Here is a 16,590-nt window from a genome sequence, read left to right as displayed (position 1 = left end):
CACATTTTCTGCCATCGACGCGAAAATCCAAAAACGACGCTGAGAACCCGAAGTAGCAAAGTCGTCAGTTCCCAGCTGCGTACAGCTAAAACGATGCCCTACCAGACCACTCGTCCAAACGCTTTCGGCAGCTTGTAAAATTCCGAGCGCTAGACCGTGCCGTACCGCCGCATCGCCTCCACCGCCAAGCCGGCACCGATACTGCCGAACAGATCGCCCTCCACGGCCCTGGCCTGTGGCAGCAGGGCGGCGATACGCTGGCGCAGCATGGGAATGCCGCTGGAGCCGCCAGTAAAGAAGACCGTATCGATCTGCTCGGCCCGTACGCCGGCGTCCACCAGCAGGCCCGCCACCGTCCGTTCCACATCGTCGACCAGCATGCCGGTGGCGGTTTCGAAGGTGGCGCGGTCGATATCGTGGGTCAGACCTTCGCGGATGCGGTCCAGCTGCAAGGTGGTCGACGCTTGGTCGGACAAGGCGATCTTGGCCTCCTCCACCCGCATGGCCAGCCAATGGCCGGCGCGCTGCTCGATCAGGCGCAGCAAGCGATCCAGCTTGTCGCGCTCGACCGAATCGCGATAGACCTCCTGCAGTTCCATCCAGATCTTGCGGGTGTAGGTGAAGTTGATGGTGTGCCAGGTCGCCAGATTGAAGAAATAGCTGGAGGGCACCTCGGAGCTGCCCTTGAGACGGCTCTTGTAGCCCAGCAAGGGCATCAGTCCGGCCAGGCTGAGGTATTTGTCGAAATCGGTACCGCCGATATGCACCCCGGCATTGGCCAGCAGGTCGTCCCGCCGCTCCACCAGCCGGGTGCGCTCGGGCGACAGCCGTACCAATGAAAAGTCCGAGGTACCGCCGCCGATATCGGCGATCAATACCAGTTCTTCCCGGGTGATCGTCTGTTCGTAATGGAAAGCGGCGGCGATCGGTTCGAGCTGGAAGCTGACTTCCTTGAAGCCAACCGCCCGAGCTGTCTCCAACAAGGTCTGCTCGGCCTGCTTGTCGGCTTTTTCGTCGTCATCGACAAAATGCACCGGCCGGCCGAAGACCGCCGTGTCGAAGCCCCGCCCGGCCGAGGTTTCGGCACGGGCCTTCAGTTCGCCGATAAACCGCGCCAGCAGTTCCCGGAATGGCAGGGCGCGGCCCAACACCTCGGTCTGGCCATCGATCAGGCTGGAACCCAGCAGGCTCTTGAGCGAACGCATCAGGCGTCCTTCATAGCCGTCCAGGTATTCGGCCAGGCCTTGCCGGCCGAACGCGACCGAATCCTCCTCGGCATTGAAGAACACCACGGAAGGCAGCGTCAGCTTGCCGTCCTCCAGCCCCAGCAGGGTCTGCCGGCCCGGCGCAAGCCAGCCGGCAGTGGAATTGGACGTGCCGAAATCGATACCGCAGGCGCGGGCGGAAAGCTGACTCATGGGCGTGATTCTGTCGGCAAAAAGGGCGCGGATGCTACGCAAGAAGCGCAACAATGTCCAGTTTTCCGATCAGGATCAGGATGTTAAGCCGGGACATTTCGCTTGATTAGCGACGTCCCCTAGGGCAAATCACGCTTGAAGAAATCGCGATAGTGCTCCGTCAGGGCATCCTGGCAATCCAGCGATATCTGCATATCGTGCAGCAGCCCGTCGGACAGGCGGTAGACCCAGCCATGCACGGTAACGGCCTGGCCGCGCGTCCAAGCATCCTGTACCACGGTGGTTTGGGAGGCATTGACCACTTGTTCGATCACATTGAGTTCACACAGCTTGTCGGCGTGCATTTCCGGCGGGAATTTATCCAGCCAGCGGCTATGAACCCGGCGCAAATCCTGGATATGCCGCAACCAATTGTCGGCCAAGCCGATGCGGGTATCGTTGAGCGCCGCCTTGACCCCGCCACAGCCATAGTGGCCGCAGACGATCAGGTGCTTCACTTGCAGCATATCCACCGCGTATTGCAGGGCGGATAGGCAGTTCAGATCGGAATGGACGATCAGATTGGCCACATTGCGATGCACGAATACTTCACCGGGCAACAGTCCGATCAGTTCGTTGGCCGGCACCCGGCTGTCGGCGCAGCCTATCCACATGTATTCGGGGTTTTGCTGGCGCGCCAGCTTTTCGAAGAAATCCGGCTGCTCGGCCTTGACGCTCTCCGCCCATTGGCGATTATTGGCAAATAGATGATTTAAGTTTTGGTGCATCAAGGTCTTCCTGGTCGATCGAGCGCATGTTCCACCAAGGTCTCCAGGGAGACCAGCTCCAACACGTCTTCGTGGGTGGCGGCCAGCAGGATGGGGGGCGCCATCTGCTCGACCAGTGCCTCGACCCAACGGGCCGCGCACAAACACCAGCGATCACCCGGCGTAAGGCCGGGAAAGCCGTATTCGGGGCGCGGGGTCGTCAAATCGTTGCCGCGCGCGATGGAAAATGCCAAGAACTGCGCCGTTACCTGCACGCAGACGGTATGCCGGCCGCTATCGGCCGGGCTGGTATTGCAACAGCCATCCCGGAAGAAACCGGTCAGCGGATTGAAACTGCAGGCCACCAAGGGCAAGCCAAGCACATTCACAGCGTCGTCCATAGTCATCCGATAGCTAGAATATGCCGCGATTATCGCCGGGACGGGGAGCAAAGACAAAAGCCTGCGCCCCGATGCTGGCGGCCCCGCGACATCGCGTTCAAAATGTCGCCCTTATTCTTTCCCTAAGTTACAGAAGAAAAGCGAAGCTCCCCATGAAAATTGCCCAAGATACCGCCGTCACCCTGAGTTTGAAGGTCGCTGACGCGAATGGCGCGGTGTATGACGACGGAAAACAGCCGGTCGCCTACCTGCATGGCGATTACGACAACCTGTTTCCCAAGCTTGAAGCCGTGCTGGAAGGACAGGAGGCCGGCTTCCAGACGACCCTCGAACTGGCGGCAGAGGATACATTCGGCGTATACGACGAAGCGTTGGTGACAACCATGCCCAAGGCCGAATTCCCGGCCGGCGTCAAAGTCGGCGGCCAAATCCCCCGCCCCGGTCCGGATGGCGAACCGCGTTATTACTTTGTCACCAAGATCAAAGGCCCGGTGGTGCTGCTCGACGGCAACCACCCGCTGAGCGGCAAGACACTGCGCTTCACGGTCAAGGTGCTCAGCGTGCGCGCAGCCACGGGCGAGGAAATCGCCCACCAGCACGTGCATGGCGAACACGGCCACCATCACTGATATTGGAATCGCTTGTCGGGCGGCGGGCGGTTGGATTGCTCGCCGGCGGAGACAAGAAACGTCATTATCAGGCACGTTGTAAGCGGCAACCGCCTCTGGGAAAGCCAATGGTACCGGGCGTACAATGTTTTTCGATATCGACGGCAAGCGAAACTGGCGCGTCCTGGATGCCTATCTTGCCGAACGTGGAGTCCTTCTATGAAATCGAAGCAAGTACCCATCGATGTGGCGACTGTGCTCAAGCCGCAACCCAAGGCGACGATTTTGCGCGAATTCGAGCGCAAGGCCCGCGCGCGTTTTGGCGAGCCGACAAGCGCTACGCCGGCAATTCCGAAGAAGAAATTACAGTTCGGCTAATCGAAAAACCCCGCGCCAGCGGGGTTTGTTATGTATACCCCGCAAAACCTCGGCCGAATTCTAAAGAAACTTCTACCTCGCCCCTACTGCTGGCCGGGAGCACTAGAACGCAAAAAGCCCAGTCTTTCGACCGGGCTTTTTACTTGTACTGATGGGGTGACTGATGGGGCTCGAACCCACGACAACAGGAATCACAATCCTGGACTCTACCAACTGAGCTACAGCCACCACTGAAACTTGCTTTGGCCTACAGCTTATAACATAAGCGTTGGCGCACCCGACAGGAATCGAACCTGTAACCTACGGCTTAGAAGGCCGTTGCTCTATCCAGTTGAGCTACGGGCACTACACGGGGCCAATTGGGTTGATTGTACTGCCGGTGAAAACTATGGTCGGGGCGGTGGGATTCGAACTCACGACCACCTGGTCCCAAACCAGGTGCGCTACCGGGCTGCGCTACGCCCCGACGAGGACGGCATAATAGGTTGGCAGATCCGGGCTGTCAAGCCAAAGCTTGGGCCGATCTGCAATTAATGAGAGAATCTGGCTCTTTTGCACCAATTGGGAGTACCGGCATGAGCGCGCAATTACTTGATGGCAAACAGATTTCAACGGAAATCATCGGCGAAGTCCGGAGCAAGGTGGATTTTCGCGTTGCCAACGCTTTTCGTGCGCCAGCCCTGGCCGTGGTGCTGGTAGGCGACGATCCCGCCTCGGCCGTTTATGTCAGAAACAAGAAAAAAGCCTGCGAAAGCGCCGGTATCCGCTCGCTGTCCTACGAATTTCCGGCCAGCCTGAGCGAAGACGCGCTACTGGACCTGGTCCGCAGCCTGAACGAAGACCCGGCGGTGGACGGTATCCTGGTGCAGTTGCCGCTGCCCAGCCATATGAACGCGGAGCGGGTGATCGAAACCATCAACCCATTGAAGGACGTGGACGGCTTCCATCCTTACAACTTCGGCCGCCTTGCCCTGAAGATGCCCTTGCTGCGTCCCTGCACGCCGCATGGCGTGATGGTGATGCTGGAAAAAACCGGCGTGGACCTGGTGGGCAAGGATGCCGTGGTGATCGGTGCTTCCAATATCGTCGGCCGGCCGGCCGCGCTGGAACTGTTGCTGGCGCGGGCGACCGTGACCATTTGCCATAGCCGCACCCGTGACCTGGCCGACAAGGTGCGCGCAGCCGATGTGGTGGTGGCGGGCGTCGGCATCCCCAACTTTGTCCAGGGCGACTGGATCAAGCCAGGCGCCATCGTGATCGACGTGGGCATCAACCGCCAGGCGGACGGCAAGCTGTGCGGCGATGTGCAATTCGATATCGCACGCACGCGCGCCAGCTGGATCACGCCCGTCCCGGGTGGCGTGGGCCCGATGACCATCGCCATGCTGATGCGCAATACCTTCGACGCCAGCGTCAACCTGAACCCCTGAATCGAGCCGCCCATGCTTTACCCCCTGCTGCGCCCCTTGCTGTTCGCCCTTGAACCCGAAACGGCCCACAAATTCACCTTCGCCGGCCTGGAAGCCCTGCATGCGCTGGGCTTCGCCCGTGTGATCGGCAGCCGTGAGGAAGATCTGCCCGTGAGCTGCATGGGGCTGAATTTCCCCAACCCGGTCGGCCTGGGCGCCGGCCTGGACAAGAATGGCGAACATATCGACGCACTGGCCGATCTCGGCTTCGGCTTTATCGAAATCGGTACCGTCACGCCACGCCCGCAGCCCGGCAATCCGCAACCACGCCTGTTCCGCCTGCCGGCGGCCGAGGGCATCATCAATCGGATGGGCTTCAACAATGGCGGGCTGGATGCGCTGGTAAAGAATGTCGAGTCGGCCCAGTACCGTGGCATCCTCGGCATCAATATCGGCAAGAATTTCGATACGCCTATCGAACAGGCCAATGATGATTACCTGCGCTGCCTGACCCGGGTCTATCCCTACGCCAGTTATGTAACCGTCAATATTTCCTCGCCGAATACCAAGAACCTGCGGCAACTGCAGCAGAGCGACGAGCTGGAGAGGCTGTTGGCCGCATTGAAGGAGGAGCAGACCCGCCTGGCCGGCGAGCACGGCCGCTATGTGCCGATGGCGCTCAAGATCGCCCCGGACCTGGAGAGCGAGCAGATCAGCGAGATTGCCCGGCTATTGATCGAGTATCGGTTCGATGGCGTTATCGCCACCAATACCACCCTGTCGCGCGTCGGCGTGGAACATATCCAGCATGGCAAGGAAACCGGCGGACTTTCCGGCACCCCCGTGCGCGCCAAATCGCTGACCGTGGTCCGTGCCCTGGCGCAGGCACTGGGCGGACAGGTCCCCATCATCGGTGTAGGCGGCATTCTCGAAGGCCAGCACGCCGCCGAGAAAATCGAAGCCGGCGCCTCGCTGGTCCAGGTCTATAGCGGCCTGATCTATCGCGGCACCGCCCTGATCGGCGAATCCGTCCATGCCATTCGCGAGTTGCAGCGGTAGGGACACTGACCATGAACCACTCGCTCGCCGACCGCCTCGACGCCATCCTGCCGCAAACCCAGTGCACGCAATGCGGCTATCCCGATTGCCGCCGCTATGCCGAGGCGATCGCGGACGGCGAGGCCGGGATAGACCAGTGCCCCCCGGGGGGCGAAGCCGGCATCGCCGGACTGGCCGCCCTGACCGGCAAGCCGGTGATTCCACTGAACCCGGCGCACGGCGCCACCAAGCCGTTTGCGTTGGCCTTGATCGACGAGACCCATTGCATAGGCTGCACCCTGTGCATCCAGGCCTGCCCGGTGGACGCCATCCTCGGCGCGGTCAAGCAGATGCATACCGTTATCGCGGCCGAGTGTACCGGCTGCGAGTTATGCATCGCCCCCTGCCCGGTCGACTGCATCAGCATGGTGCCGGCCAGCCGCCCAGCCGCGGCAAGCGTCCGGCTTGTCCAAGCCGATCACTGGCGCCAACGCCATATCCAGCGCCAGGCCCGTACCGAACGCGAGCGACAGGAGCGGGTTTCCCGGCTGAAATCCAAGGCGCTGGCGAAGCGGGATGACCCGCACTTTGCCGCCCCGGAGAAACAGGCCAGAATTACCGCCGCGCTGGCCGAACGCGTACCCGCGCTTCAGCCACCGGCAGCGGCACCGGACGAGGCGGCCGCCGCCCGCCGTGCCAAATTGGACAGCATCATGGCCCGCGCCGCCGAGCGGCTGGCCCAACCTCTCGCTAGCAAAGGCAAATAAGCATGAATCTCGCTAAACTAGGCTATGTCGTCGGAGCCTTCCTGTTTATCCTTTTGATACAGGCAGGCCTCTTTTCCATGGCCATGATGTTGCTGGGTGCAGCCGTGTTATGGGGTGCCTGGCGTATTTGGTGCTTCGTGGCCGAAGCCCGCGAACGCGAAGCACGCCAATGGCAAGTGGACGAAACCTTGCTGGTTCCAAAAAAAAAGCCCAGTCGCCCTTCGCGATAGCGAGAAGCCCGACTGTGTGATATCCCGCACTGCGCCAGCGCCGTGCCTCGTGAGCCATCATGAAACTCAATACCCGCTTGCATAGCCGTATCCGCTTCAAGACTTGGGTCAAGGTCATCCCCCAGCAGGGGCCGGGATTGCTCAGCAATATCGAGGATATCTCCACATCGGGCCTGGGTATCGAGCATGACCGCGTGATACAGACCGAGGTGGACTGCCATGTCTACTTCATGCTGCCGCTGAACGGCCGTGAAAATATCGTACAGGCCCGTTGCCGTATCGCCTCTTGCCGGCCGGCCGAACTGGCCGGACGTTTCCATATCGGCCTGGCCTTTCTCGATTTCGTCTCGGAACCCCGCAGTACCGCGGAACTGATCGAATCCTTCATCCGTCATGTCGAGCAGACCGCCGGCTAGCCAGAGACCCCATCTTGAACAAAGACAGTCGCCGCGAATTCTTCGAACGCCTGCGCGCCCACAATCCCGAACCGCGTACCGAACTGGAATACAGCAGCCCCTTCGAACTGCTGGTTGCCGTCGTACTGTCCGCCCAAGCCACCGACGTGGGCGTCAATAAGGCCACCCGCAAGCTTTACCCGATCGCCAATACGCCCTCGGCGATCTATGCCTTGGGCCAAGCCGGACTCGAAAGCCATATCGCTACCATCGGCCTGTTCCGCAGCAAGGCCAAGCACGTGATCGAGCTGTGCCGCATGTTGCTGGAAGAGCATGACGGCCAGGTCCCCGCCGATCGCGCTGCCCTGGAAGCGTTGCCCGGAGTGGGCCGCAAAACCGCCAATGTCGTGTTGAATACGGCCTTCGGCCAGCCCACCATGGCGGTCGATACCCATATCTTCCGGGTGGCCAACCGCACCGGGCTGGCGCCGGGCAAGGATGTACGGGCGGTCGAGGACAAACTGATGAAGGTGATCCCACGCGAATTCCTGCTGGATGCCCACCATTGGCTGATCCTCCATGGCCGCTACGTGTGCAAGGCACGCAAACCGGAGTGCATGCGCTGTATCGTGAATGATTTGTGTGATTACAAGGCTAAGGCGATATGACACCTGCCATCGATGCCCAGGGCTGGCTGAGTGGTGCGAGGCGCATCGTCTCGCCCAATTGCGATGAACGACCCGAGGGCAGCGTGGTCGACATGGTGGTGATCCACTCGATCTCCCTACCGCCGGGCCGCTTCGGCGGCGACGGGGTGGAGCGGCTGTTCACCAATCGCTGCGACCCGGCGGCGGACCCTTGCTTCGAGGAGTTGCAGCATATGCGCGTCTCGGCCCATTTCTTTATCCGCCGTGACGGCGAACTGGTCCAGTTCGTACCTTGCCGGCAGCGCGCATGGCACGCCGGCGTGTCGCGCTGGCAAGGGCGTGAACGCTGCAATGATTTTTCCATTGGCATCGAACTGGAGGGCGGGGATGACTGGCCTTATGAAGCGGCTCAGTACCGGAGCCTTAAACTGATACTGGCGCAGCTGGCGCAGCACTTTCCCATCCGGCACCTGCTTGGCCACTGCCATATCGCACCGGAGCGCAAAACCGATCCCGGTCCGTTCTTCGACTGGGAAGCCGTGGGTGGCGCGCCGACCGTCTGATTTTGCTGCATTGCAGCATGAAGCGATTCCCTGTTGGGTAGCGCAGGCTTATAATCCGCCGCCACTCCCCTCTGGTTCTAAATAGAAAGTGTCGCCATGAGCGTCCAAAACGACCAGCAAGACCCGAAAAAACTCGCCCTCACCACCTTGGCCGCGCTGGGTGTGGTGTACGGCGACATCGGTACCAGCCCGCTCTATGCCATGGCGGAATGCTTCGACGCCAAGCACGGCCTGCAGGCCACGCCGGGCAATGTCCTGGGCATCCTTTCGCTGATTACCTGGGCATTATTGTTCATCGTGTCCTTCAAGTACGTTTTCTTCATGTTGCGCGCGGACAACAACGGCGAAGGCGGCATTCTGGCCTTGATGGCCCTGGCGCTGCGCAATACCCAGCGCAAGCGCGGCCAGTTTTCCATTTTTATCCTGCTGGGCATCGCCGGCGCGGCGCTGTTCTACGGTGACGGCATCATCACCCCCGCAGTATCGGTATTGGGCGCCATGGAGGGGTTGAAGGTGCTCAACCCGGCGTTGGAGCGCTATATCGTGCCGCTTTCCGTGGTCATCATCGTGGCCTTGTTCGCGGTGCAACGGCACGGCACGGGCAGGGTGGGCCGCTTTTTCGGTCCCATCATGGTGCTGTGGTTCCTGTCGCTGGGTATTTTGGGCATAGGCGGCATCCTGCATGACCCCTCGGTACTGCGCGCCCTATGGCCCGGCTATGCGCTGGACTTCTTCCTGGCTCAGCCCCTACCGGCTTTTCTCTCGCTGGGTGCCGTGGTTCTTGCGGTAACCGGCGCCGAAGCCATTTATGCCGATATGGGCCACTTCGGTCGAAAACCCATTCAGATCGGCTGGTTCGGCCTGGCACTGCCAGGTTTGCTGCTCAATTATTTCGGCCAGGGAGCATTGATCCTGCACGACCCTAGCGCCGCTTCCCATCCGTTCTTCCTGCTGGCGCCCGAACCCTTGGTGCTGCCGCTGGTGATCCTGTCCGCCGCTGCGGCCGTCATCGCCTCGCAGGCTTTGATCTCCGGGGTATTTTCGATTACCCGCCAGGCTACCCAGCTCGGTTATATGCCGCGCATGGACATCATCCACACTTCCGACGACGAGATCGGCCAGATCTATATTCCCGGCATCAACTGGACCATGTGCATCGCCGTACTGCTGCTGGTGGTGGCTTTCCGCTCCTCCAGCAATCTGGCGGCTGCTTATGGCTTCGCCATCTGCGGCATCATGATGATGACCACGCTGTGCGCCTTCGTGGCGCTTAAACGCAGCGACAACCCGCGCCGCAACCTGGCCATCCGTAGCCTGCTCAGCTGTTTCCTGGTGGTGGATATCGCGCTGCTGGCCGCGAATATCCCCAAGATTCCCGACGGCGGCTGGTTCCCCGTCGCCATCGGCCTGATCATGCTGGGGATGATGTTCACCTGGAAGCGGGGACGCCGCCAGCTTTTCCACCGCATCCATGACGGCGAACTGCCGCTGTCCATGTTCGTCCAGTCCATCGAAGCGAATCCGCCTCACCGGGTGGAAGGCTGCGCGATCTTCATGACCGGTAGCGCCGACAGCACGCCGCACGCTCTCCTGCATAACCTCAAGCACAATAAGGTGCTGCATGAGCAGGTGATCTTCATGACCATCCAGTCCACCGATATCCCCAGGGTGCCGGAAAAGCAGAAGCTGAAGGTCACCCGCCTGTCCGACTCGTTCTGGCAGATCATCGCCACCTATGGCTTTACCGAGGATCCCTCGGTCCCCAACATCCTGCGCCTGGCCGAGCGCGACCACGGGGTTGTGTGCGACGAAATGACGACCTCCTACTTCCTGTCGCGGGAGACCATCATCTGCGACCGCCAGCCCGCCAAGGCCTACGAAATGCACTGGGTGCAGCTCAAGCTGTTTACCTGGATGCAGCGCAATGCCCAGCGCCCCACCGATTTCTTCCGCATTCCACCCAACCGCGTGGTGGAAATGGGTACGCAGGTGGAAATGTAAGGCCCGATACGCAAAACGCCCCGGCAAGCTGTGGCGGCCGGGGCGTTTTGCGGGAACAAGCGACTTAAGCCAGTAAGGTCAGCAACTTGTCGAAAGCATCGTCAAACAGCTTCAAGCCATCGACCTGCAACTGCTCGGCAGCACCATCCAGCGAAATACCCAGCGCCGCCAGCCGAGCCAGCGCGCTTTGCGCGTCGGCCAAACCTTCCAGCAGGCGCGGCTTGGCCGAACCTTCCGACCGGAATGCTGCCAGGGTGGCGTCCGGCAGGGTATTGACGGTCTCGGCGCCGATCAGCTCATCGACATACATCACGGCCGAATAAGCGGGATTCTTGGTGCCGGTACTGGCCCACAGCAGACGCTGGATATTCGCGCCGGCGGCACGCAGGTCGGCGCACTCGGGGCCGTTCCAGCGATCCATCCAGCGCGCATAAGCCTGCCGCGCCACGGCAATGGCCGCCTTGCCCTTGAGCGCCGAGGCCTCGCCGCCCATGGTATCGAGCTTGCCGTCCACCCATACGTCGACGCGCGACAGGAACAGGCTGGCCACCGAACGGACAGCGCGCAAGTCGCCACCCGCCGCCAAGCGCTGGCGCAGGCCGCCCACATAGGCATCGAACACCGCATCGCAATGACGCTGGCCGAACATCAAGGTCACATTCACATTGATACCGGCCGCAATGGCGGCACTAAAGGCGGGCAGGCTCTCGGCGGTGGCCGGGATCTTGATCATGGCATTGGGCCGGCCGATATCGTTCCACAGCCGCTGTGCCGCCGCGAGCGTACCGGCGGTATCGCGCGCCAGGTAAGGGGACACTTCGAGGCTCACATAACCATCGAGGCCGGCGGATTCGCGGTAAGCCGGGGCGAACAGGTCGCACGCCGCTTGCACATCCGGCACGGCCAGCGCTTCGAAGCGTTGCTCGGTACTGAGCGGCAGCGTCTTGAGGCGAGCCAGATCGGCGCCATAGCCGGCACCACTGGAAATCGATTTCTGGAAAATGGCGGGGTTGGAGGTCAAACCGGCCAGGCCATCCTCGGCGATCAGCTGTTGCAGGGGGCCTGCCAGCAATTCGCGCGATAGATTATCGAGCCAGATTCGTTGGCCCAGCGGCCGGACTTGAAGCAATGGATTCATGGTGGGCTTTGCATGGCATTGACGGGGGCGACCATGTTAACGTGAACCGAAGCCGATTTGTCCCTCCCATACGCGTCGAAATCGCCAATCTCTTTCTTACGCATGCTGACCACACTCTCTGTCGCAAACTACCGCTCCGCCAAGCAACTCACCCTGCCGCTGGCCAGGCTCAATGTGATTACCGGCGCCAATGGCAGCGGTAAATCCAATGTATATCGCGCCCTGCGCCTGCTGGCCGAGACCGCCCAGGGTGGCGTGATCAATGCCCTGGCCCGCGAAGGCGGTCTGGGCTCCACTTTCTGGGCCGGGCCGGAGCGCTTGTCCGCAGCGGTACGCCGGGGTGAACTGCCGGTCCAGGGCGGACCACGCAGTAGTCCGATGCGATTGCGGCTAGGGTTTGCCGGCGAGGACTACGGCTATGCCATCGCTCTCGGTTTGCCTATCCCGGACGAAACCGCCTTTCGCCTTGATCCCGAGATCAAACACGAAGCAATCTGGGCCGGTAGCTATTGCCGCCCGGCCAGCTTGCTGGTGGAACGGACCGGCGCGGTCGTCCGCCTGCGCGCCGACAAGCGCTGGGAGGTGGCAAGCCAGCATCTACCGTTGCACGACAGTCTCTTCAGCGAGTTGGGCAGCCTGCGCGGCAGCCCGGAAATACTGCAGGTCCGCGAAGCCATCCGTAGCTGGCGCTTTTACGATCACTTCCGCACCGATAGCGACGCGCCGGCCCGGCAGCCACAACTCGGTACCCGCACACCCGTACTACACCATGACGGCCGCGACCTGGCGGCCGCCCTGCAGACCATCCGCGAGATCGGCGACGGCGCAGCACTGGATGCGGCCATCAGCGACGCCTTTCCCGGCTCCCACCTCGGCATCGATTTCCAGTCGGGCAGTCGATTCGCCCTCTTGTTTCACCAGCATGGGCTATTGCGCCCGCTCTCCGGCGCCGAGCTGTCGGATGGCACGCTACGCTACCTGCTTTTGACGGCAGCCCTGCTGACACCTCGCCCCCCAACCCTGATGGTGCTCAACGAGCCGGAAACCAGCCTGCATCCCGATCTTTTGCCGGCCTTGGCCCGTCTGATCATTGCCTGCTCGGCCCACACGCAGATCTGGGTCGTCTCCCATGCCAGCCGCCTGATCGCCGCCCTGGAACAGGCGCGCGATTGCAATCGCATCGTCCTGGACAAGGACTTCGGCGAAACGCTGGTGGTCGGCCAAGGCCGGCTGGACGAACCATCCTGGCACTGGCCGGACTAAAGACCGTTGTAAAAAAGGACTGAGTTGGGCATTGCCAACTGACCGCCCATCCCGCGCGGCGGGGTTTGCCGCATTCGCCATGATCGAACCTTGTCAATCCAGGAGAGAAAATGATGCTGCCCGCAATGACTTCTTTATCCCGTACATCCACACCGAACCGGGCAGTACAAGAGGAGGCCCTTGCCGATCAAGCAGTGCATCAATCGATTCAACGTGTAGCGGACAATGATCCGATGCTGGCAATGCTGGTTCCGAGCTTTAAAAAAATCGGCGACAGCGGCGCACAAGCGCGGGCTCGTGACCAGCAAGCCGCGCAATCCCCATCCCGAACGTCGGCCCCGTGCGAAAGCCTGGAGCGCTATGAACTATCCATCCAGGGTAGCAATGACGCCCTGCACGACAAGCTCACCGGCCTGGCCAACCGGACCTTGCTTACCGAATTGCTCGGATCCGCCCTGGGTCGCGCCAACCTTGACAGCCATTATCTGTGCGCGGTGCTCAGCCTGAACCTGGAGCGTTTCCGCTATATCAACGACAGCTTTGGCCGTGCTGCCGGCGACCGTATTCTGAGAGTCACGTCCGAACGCCTGGCCCAAGCGCAACGGCCCGGCGATGTGGTGGCACGCTACGGCGGCGACGAGTTCGGCATCCTATTGGACGCCATCGCCGAGCCAGCCGAAGCCAAGCGTTTCACCGAGGCCATGCTGGCCGGGCTGGCCAAGCCAATCGACCTGGAAGGCCACGAAGTCTACCCCGGTGCCCGTGTCGGCATCGCCCTGTCGTCGGGCGGCTACGCCCACCCCGAAGAAATGATTCGGGACGCCGATACCGCCCTGCACCGGACCAAGCAGCGCGGCCGAGGCACCATAGAGGTGTTCGACCGGACAATGCAGGGCACCATGCTGCGGGCGCTGAAGCTGGAACAGGAAATGCGCCTTGCCCTGGCAGCCCATGAATTCCTGCCCTTTTTCCAACCCATTGTCGATTTACGAAGCGGCCTCATTGCCGGCTTCGAAGCCTTGGCACGCTGGCAGAAACCGGACGGCAAACTGGTCAGCCCGGCCGAATTCATCCCCTTGTCCGAGGAAATCGGCCTGATCAATCAAATCGGCCGCCGGATGCTGGCAACCTCGGCCAAGCAGATCGCCACCTGGCAGCGGTCTTTTCCCGACCAAAAGCTGCGGGTCAGTGTCAATCTTTCGAGCAAGCAGTTCGGCCAGCCCGACCTGGTCGAACAGATCGATGCCGCCATCGCGGAAGCCGGCATCGAACCGGACAGGCTGGAATTGGAGATTACCGAAAGTATCCTGATGGAAAACACCGATGCCGTCATTGCCACGCTGAAAGCGATCCGCGCCCGCGGCATCAAGATCCTGCTGGACGACTTCGGTACCGGTTATTCCTCGCTGTCCTACCTGCACCGCTTTCCATCCGATGCACTGAAGATCGACGGCTCCTTCGTGCGCCAAGCCCACAAGGTCCCTCTCAGCCGCGAGATCATCCGCGCCATTGTGCTGCTCGCACGTTGCCTAGGCGGGGTGGTGATTGCCGAAGGCGTGGAAACGGCCGAGCAATTGGCGACGATGCGTGAGATGGGGTGCGATTTTGCGCAAGGCTATTTCTTTGCCAGGCCCTTGCCGGCCACGGCTGCCACCGAGCTGATTGCCGCGAATCGGAAGTGGTAGCAAGGCCCAGTCCGTAAACCCTTGACCACAGCATCTGAGCCGCGTTTGTAAAATACTGCCAACAGGCTGATTTTGCTGCGCTTCCGTGGCAGAATCGCGATCCTTTTTTCCTCGGCCGAACAGATTTTCCCGGCCATCCAAGCAGCGTTACATGAAAAATAATTCCTCCAACCCAGCCGGCCGTGCGGGCCGCCTGGGTTCCTTGCTTTTGCTGGCCGGCTTGGCGAGCATCCTGGCCGCTTGCCAGGACGATACCAACGCCGCGCAAACGGCCCCGCCGGTCAAGGCCGCCTCGTTGGCAACGCCGGCAGCGGCCGCCGCCACCGTGGCGCTCAGCCCGCGCACCCAGGCTTATCGCGGCCCCGGTCCGGTCAGCTATCGGAACGATCCGTCCATCGCCAACTGGTGCGATAGCGGCAGCTTGAGCAAGAACGTGGCCGAAACCGCCGACCTGGTGGTATTCGCCAGCGGGATCAACGATGCCACCCACCTACAGGTCGCCGGCCAGGCCGAAACGGCGCTGGCCGAGGTGAAGCAACGCTTCGCCATCCCCGCCGCCACCGTGGGCTTGGCCGGGGTAAAGCTGCATGTCTGCGCAGATGGCCGGCGCAACGGCAGCGGCAAATCGCTGAGCGACAGCAGCAATCTCGGCATCGCCGTCATTGCCGACAATGGCCACGGCAATCTGGATGCCGACATCGCCCGGCCGAACCGCTATACCCGCCGGCTCAAGGCCGCGCTGGTACAGAGCCTGCTGAATGCCCAGGTCAACGGAACCGCTGCGCCGGTCAATCAATTCAGCCAAAGCCCCGATTGGTACAGCTTCGGCATCGCTCGCTGGGTGGCGGGTACCGAGTTCGCCGGCCCGATGAATGCTTCGGTTCTGTCCACCTACCTCGATAGCGCGAACTTGAATGTATTCAATCTGGCGCCCGGACAATTGAATGGCTACGTGGATGGCCCCAAGTCGGCCATGTTGCTAGCCCGCTATCTGTTCTCGCCAACCTTGCAGGGTGGGCTGGCCCACGACCTGGCCGACAGCACGCAAAAACTGGCCGCACTGCAAAAACAAGGGCTTTCCTTCGAAACTGCCTTTGCCCAGGTGTTCCGCCGCAATGGCCAGCCGCTCAGCTACGCCAGCTTACGCACCAATGCCTGGACCTGGATCAAAGCCGAAAAGTATGGCTATGGCGGTCCGGAATCGGGTTGGTGGTGGAACCCGGCCGAAGGCGGCCGCGGCTTTATGCTGGAACGGCAGGGCGATCAGATCTTCATGGCGGGCTTTCTGTATGAAGATGACGGCCGTGCCACCTGGTTCGTCAGCCAATGCAAGCTCAGCGCCGCCGGCGATTGCGACGGCAGCATCGACCGCTATCGTGGCGGCCAGTCCTTGACCGGCAGCTACAAGACGCCCACCAGCACCCGCCAGGGCCAATTGCGGCTGCAATTCAACAGCCCGGACCACGGCACGCTCACCTGGCCGGGCGGCGTGGTGGCGATCGAGCGCTTCCCGGTTGTCGCCGACGGGGTCAAGCAGGCTTCGCTGGCCAATTGGTGGTGGAATCCCGCCGAGGGCGGACGCGGCTTCGCCATCGAGTTCCAAGGCGACAAGGCCTTTATCGCGACCTTTACCTACGAAGCCGATGGCGAACCCGTCTGGTTTCTGGCCGATGGCACATTGACGGATTCGGACGGCGCCACGGTCTTCCGCGGACGCTGGCAGCGCTATGCCAACGGCCAATCCATGCGGGGTGCCTTCCGTTCACCCACGGTCACCGAGCCCAATGTAGGCAGCTTGGTCATGAGTTTCCGCAGCACCGAGCAAGCCAGCTTGACCCTGCCGGACGGTCGTGTAATCGCACTGGAACCCTTCCGTTTCTGACAGCAGTAGGGCTAGTGCCGC

Annotated in this window: 17 protein-coding genes and 3 tRNA genes; 13 read left to right on the top strand and 7 right to left on the bottom strand. The window is 61.6% G+C overall.

Translation table 11 applies throughout. The features are described 5' to 3' along the window. Positions 1–149: 149 nt before the first annotated feature. The 3 genes from FNU76_RS13465 to FNU76_RS13455 form a co-directional block, all read right to left on the bottom strand. Positions 150–1,418 (bottom strand): Hsp70 family protein, encoded by a 1,269-nt coding sequence (locus FNU76_RS13465; RefSeq protein ID WP_144278683.1) that lies wholly within the window; start codon positions 1,416–1,418, stop codon positions 150–152. Between the two features lie 119 nt (positions 1,419–1,537). Continuing rightward, entirely contained in the window at positions 1,538–2,185 is a 648-nt protein-coding gene (can, locus tag FNU76_RS13460; protein ID WP_144278682.1) for a carbonate dehydratase, read from the bottom strand. Continuing rightward, positions 2,185–2,565 carry a DUF2237 family protein gene (locus FNU76_RS13455; RefSeq protein ID WP_144278681.1) on the bottom strand — a complete coding sequence of 127 codons (381 nt, stop codon included), beginning with the start codon at positions 2,563–2,565 and terminating at the stop codon, positions 2,185–2,187. The genes can and FNU76_RS13455 overlap by 1 nt, the downstream gene beginning before the upstream one ends. 152 nt (positions 2,566–2,717) lie before the next feature. On the opposite strand from FNU76_RS13455, the gene FNU76_RS13450 reads away from it, so the two are divergent. Then, complete coding sequence (locus FNU76_RS13450) at positions 2,718–3,194, top strand: FKBP-type peptidyl-prolyl cis-trans isomerase (protein ID WP_144278680.1); 477 nt, start codon at positions 2,718–2,720, stop codon at positions 3,192–3,194. A 198-nt stretch (positions 3,195–3,392) separates the two neighbouring features. Beyond that, positions 3,393–3,551, top strand: coding sequence for a hypothetical protein (locus FNU76_RS24125; protein ID WP_179958113.1), 159 nt, complete (start codon positions 3,393–3,395; stop codon positions 3,549–3,551). Between the two features lie 152 nt (positions 3,552–3,703). Here FNU76_RS24125 and FNU76_RS13445 read toward each other — a convergent pair. The 3 genes from FNU76_RS13445 to FNU76_RS13435 form a co-directional block, all read right to left on the bottom strand. Continuing rightward, positions 3,704–3,779, bottom strand: a tRNA-His gene (locus FNU76_RS13445). A gap of 41 nt (positions 3,780–3,820) precedes the next feature. Beyond that, a tRNA-Arg gene (locus FNU76_RS13440) sits at positions 3,821–3,897 on the bottom strand. A gap of 43 nt (positions 3,898–3,940) precedes the next feature. Beyond that, positions 3,941–4,017 (bottom strand) — tRNA-Pro (locus tag FNU76_RS13435). 109 nt (positions 4,018–4,126) lie between these two features. On the opposite strand from FNU76_RS13435, the gene folD reads away from it, so the two are divergent. The 8 genes from folD to FNU76_RS13395 all read left to right on the top strand — a co-directional run bounded on the left by folD (position 4,127) and on the right by FNU76_RS13395 (position 10,601). Then, positions 4,127–4,981 (top strand): bifunctional methylenetetrahydrofolate dehydrogenase/methenyltetrahydrofolate cyclohydrolase FolD, encoded by an 855-nt coding sequence (folD, locus tag FNU76_RS13430; RefSeq protein WP_179958112.1) that lies wholly within the window; start codon positions 4,127–4,129, stop codon positions 4,979–4,981. A gap of 12 nt (positions 4,982–4,993) precedes the next feature. Further along, entirely contained in the window at positions 4,994–6,019 is a 1,026-nt protein-coding gene (locus FNU76_RS13425) for a quinone-dependent dihydroorotate dehydrogenase (RefSeq protein ID WP_144278678.1), read from the top strand. 11 nt (positions 6,020–6,030) lie between these two features. After that, entirely contained in the window at positions 6,031–6,765 is a 735-nt protein-coding gene (gene rsxB, locus FNU76_RS13420) for an electron transport complex subunit RsxB (protein ID WP_144278677.1), read from the top strand. A gap of 2 nt (positions 6,766–6,767) precedes the next feature. Next, the gene (locus FNU76_RS13415) at positions 6,768–6,995 is read left to right on the top strand and encodes a hypothetical protein (protein ID WP_144278676.1); all 228 of its coding nucleotides are present in this window, start codon (positions 6,768–6,770) and stop codon (positions 6,993–6,995) included. A 59-nt stretch (positions 6,996–7,054) separates the two neighbouring features. Next, positions 7,055–7,411: a PilZ domain-containing protein gene (locus FNU76_RS13410; protein WP_144278675.1), complete on the top strand. Its 357-nt coding sequence runs from the start codon at positions 7,055–7,057 to the stop codon at positions 7,409–7,411. A gap of 14 nt (positions 7,412–7,425) precedes the next feature. Beyond that, positions 7,426–8,058: an endonuclease III gene (nth, locus tag FNU76_RS13405; protein WP_144278674.1), complete on the top strand. Its 633-nt coding sequence runs from the start codon at positions 7,426–7,428 to the stop codon at positions 8,056–8,058. Continuing rightward, a complete protein-coding gene (ampD, locus tag FNU76_RS13400; protein ID WP_144278673.1) occupies positions 8,055–8,600 on the top strand; it encodes a 1,6-anhydro-N-acetylmuramyl-L-alanine amidase AmpD in 546 nt (181 codons plus the stop codon). Before nth ends, ampD begins: the two co-directional genes overlap by 4 nt. A gap of 96 nt (positions 8,601–8,696) precedes the next feature. Continuing rightward, positions 8,697–10,601 carry a potassium transporter Kup gene (locus FNU76_RS13395; protein WP_144278672.1) on the top strand — a complete coding sequence of 635 codons (1,905 nt, stop codon included), beginning with the start codon at positions 8,697–8,699 and terminating at the stop codon, positions 10,599–10,601. Positions 10,602–10,665: 64 nt separating this feature from the next. Here FNU76_RS13395 and tal read toward each other — a convergent pair whose 3' ends face one another. Continuing rightward, positions 10,666–11,739 carry a transaldolase gene (gene tal, locus FNU76_RS13390; RefSeq protein WP_144278671.1) on the bottom strand — a complete coding sequence of 358 codons (1,074 nt, stop codon included), beginning with the start codon at positions 11,737–11,739 and terminating at the stop codon, positions 10,666–10,668. Between the two features lie 102 nt (positions 11,740–11,841). On the opposite strand from tal, the gene FNU76_RS13385 reads away from it, so the two are divergent. From FNU76_RS13385 to FNU76_RS13375, 3 genes are all read left to right on the top strand, one after another. Further along, entirely contained in the window at positions 11,842–13,002 is a 1,161-nt protein-coding gene (locus FNU76_RS13385; RefSeq protein WP_144278670.1) for an AAA family ATPase, read from the top strand. A 242-nt stretch (positions 13,003–13,244) separates the two neighbouring features. Beyond that, entirely contained in the window at positions 13,245–14,687 is a 1,443-nt protein-coding gene (locus tag FNU76_RS13380) for a putative bifunctional diguanylate cyclase/phosphodiesterase (RefSeq protein ID WP_179958111.1), read from the top strand. Between the two features lie 151 nt (positions 14,688–14,838). Continuing rightward, positions 14,839–16,569, top strand: coding sequence for a hypothetical protein (locus tag FNU76_RS13375; RefSeq protein WP_144278668.1), 1,731 nt, complete (start codon positions 14,839–14,841; stop codon positions 16,567–16,569). The last annotated feature ends 21 nt before the right edge of the window (positions 16,570–16,590 follow it).

The organism is Chitinimonas arctica (assembly GCF_007431345.1).
In the GTDB taxonomy this organism is placed as follows: Bacteria; Pseudomonadota; Gammaproteobacteria; order Burkholderiales; family Chitinimonadaceae; genus Chitinimonas; species Chitinimonas arctica.
The sequence above is the reverse complement of the archived record's forward strand: the minus strand, read 5'-3'. Positions and strand labels throughout refer to the sequence as shown.

Bases quoted from the DNA above. Each gene is read 5' to 3' on its own strand.
- FNU76_RS13465 (WP_144278683.1), bottom strand. From the start codon at position 1,418: ATGAGTCAGCTTTCCGCCCGCGCCTGCGGTATCGATTTCGGCACGTCC.
- can (WP_144278682.1), bottom strand. From the start codon at position 2,185: ATGCACCAAAACTTAAATCATCTATTTGCCAATAATCGCCAATGGGCG.
- FNU76_RS13455 (WP_144278681.1), bottom strand. From the start codon at position 2,565: ATGGACGACGCTGTGAATGTGCTTGGCTTGCCCTTGGTGGCCTGCAGT.
- FNU76_RS13450 (WP_144278680.1), top strand. From the start codon at position 2,718: ATGAAAATTGCCCAAGATACCGCCGTCACCCTGAGTTTGAAGGTCGCT.
- FNU76_RS24125 (WP_179958113.1), top strand. From the start codon at position 3,393: ATGAAATCGAAGCAAGTACCCATCGATGTGGCGACTGTGCTCAAGCCG.
- folD (WP_179958112.1), top strand. From the start codon at position 4,127: ATGAGCGCGCAATTACTTGATGGCAAACAGATTTCAACGGAAATCATC.
- FNU76_RS13425 (WP_144278678.1), top strand. From the start codon at position 4,994: ATGCTTTACCCCCTGCTGCGCCCCTTGCTGTTCGCCCTTGAACCCGAA.
- rsxB (WP_144278677.1), top strand. From the start codon at position 6,031: ATGAACCACTCGCTCGCCGACCGCCTCGACGCCATCCTGCCGCAAACC.
- FNU76_RS13415 (WP_144278676.1), top strand. From the start codon at position 6,768: ATGAATCTCGCTAAACTAGGCTATGTCGTCGGAGCCTTCCTGTTTATC.
- FNU76_RS13410 (WP_144278675.1), top strand. From the start codon at position 7,055: ATGAAACTCAATACCCGCTTGCATAGCCGTATCCGCTTCAAGACTTGG.
- ampD (WP_144278673.1), top strand. From the start codon at position 8,055: ATGACACCTGCCATCGATGCCCAGGGCTGGCTGAGTGGTGCGAGGCGC.
- FNU76_RS13395 (WP_144278672.1), top strand. From the start codon at position 8,697: ATGAGCGTCCAAAACGACCAGCAAGACCCGAAAAAACTCGCCCTCACC.
- tal (WP_144278671.1), bottom strand. From the start codon at position 11,739: ATGAATCCATTGCTTCAAGTCCGGCCGCTGGGCCAACGAATCTGGCTC.
- FNU76_RS13385 (WP_144278670.1), top strand. From the start codon at position 11,842: ATGCTGACCACACTCTCTGTCGCAAACTACCGCTCCGCCAAGCAACTC.
- FNU76_RS13380 (WP_179958111.1), top strand. From the start codon at position 13,245: ATGCTGGTTCCGAGCTTTAAAAAAATCGGCGACAGCGGCGCACAAGCG.
- FNU76_RS13375 (WP_144278668.1), top strand. From the start codon at position 14,839: ATGAAAAATAATTCCTCCAACCCAGCCGGCCGTGCGGGCCGCCTGGGT.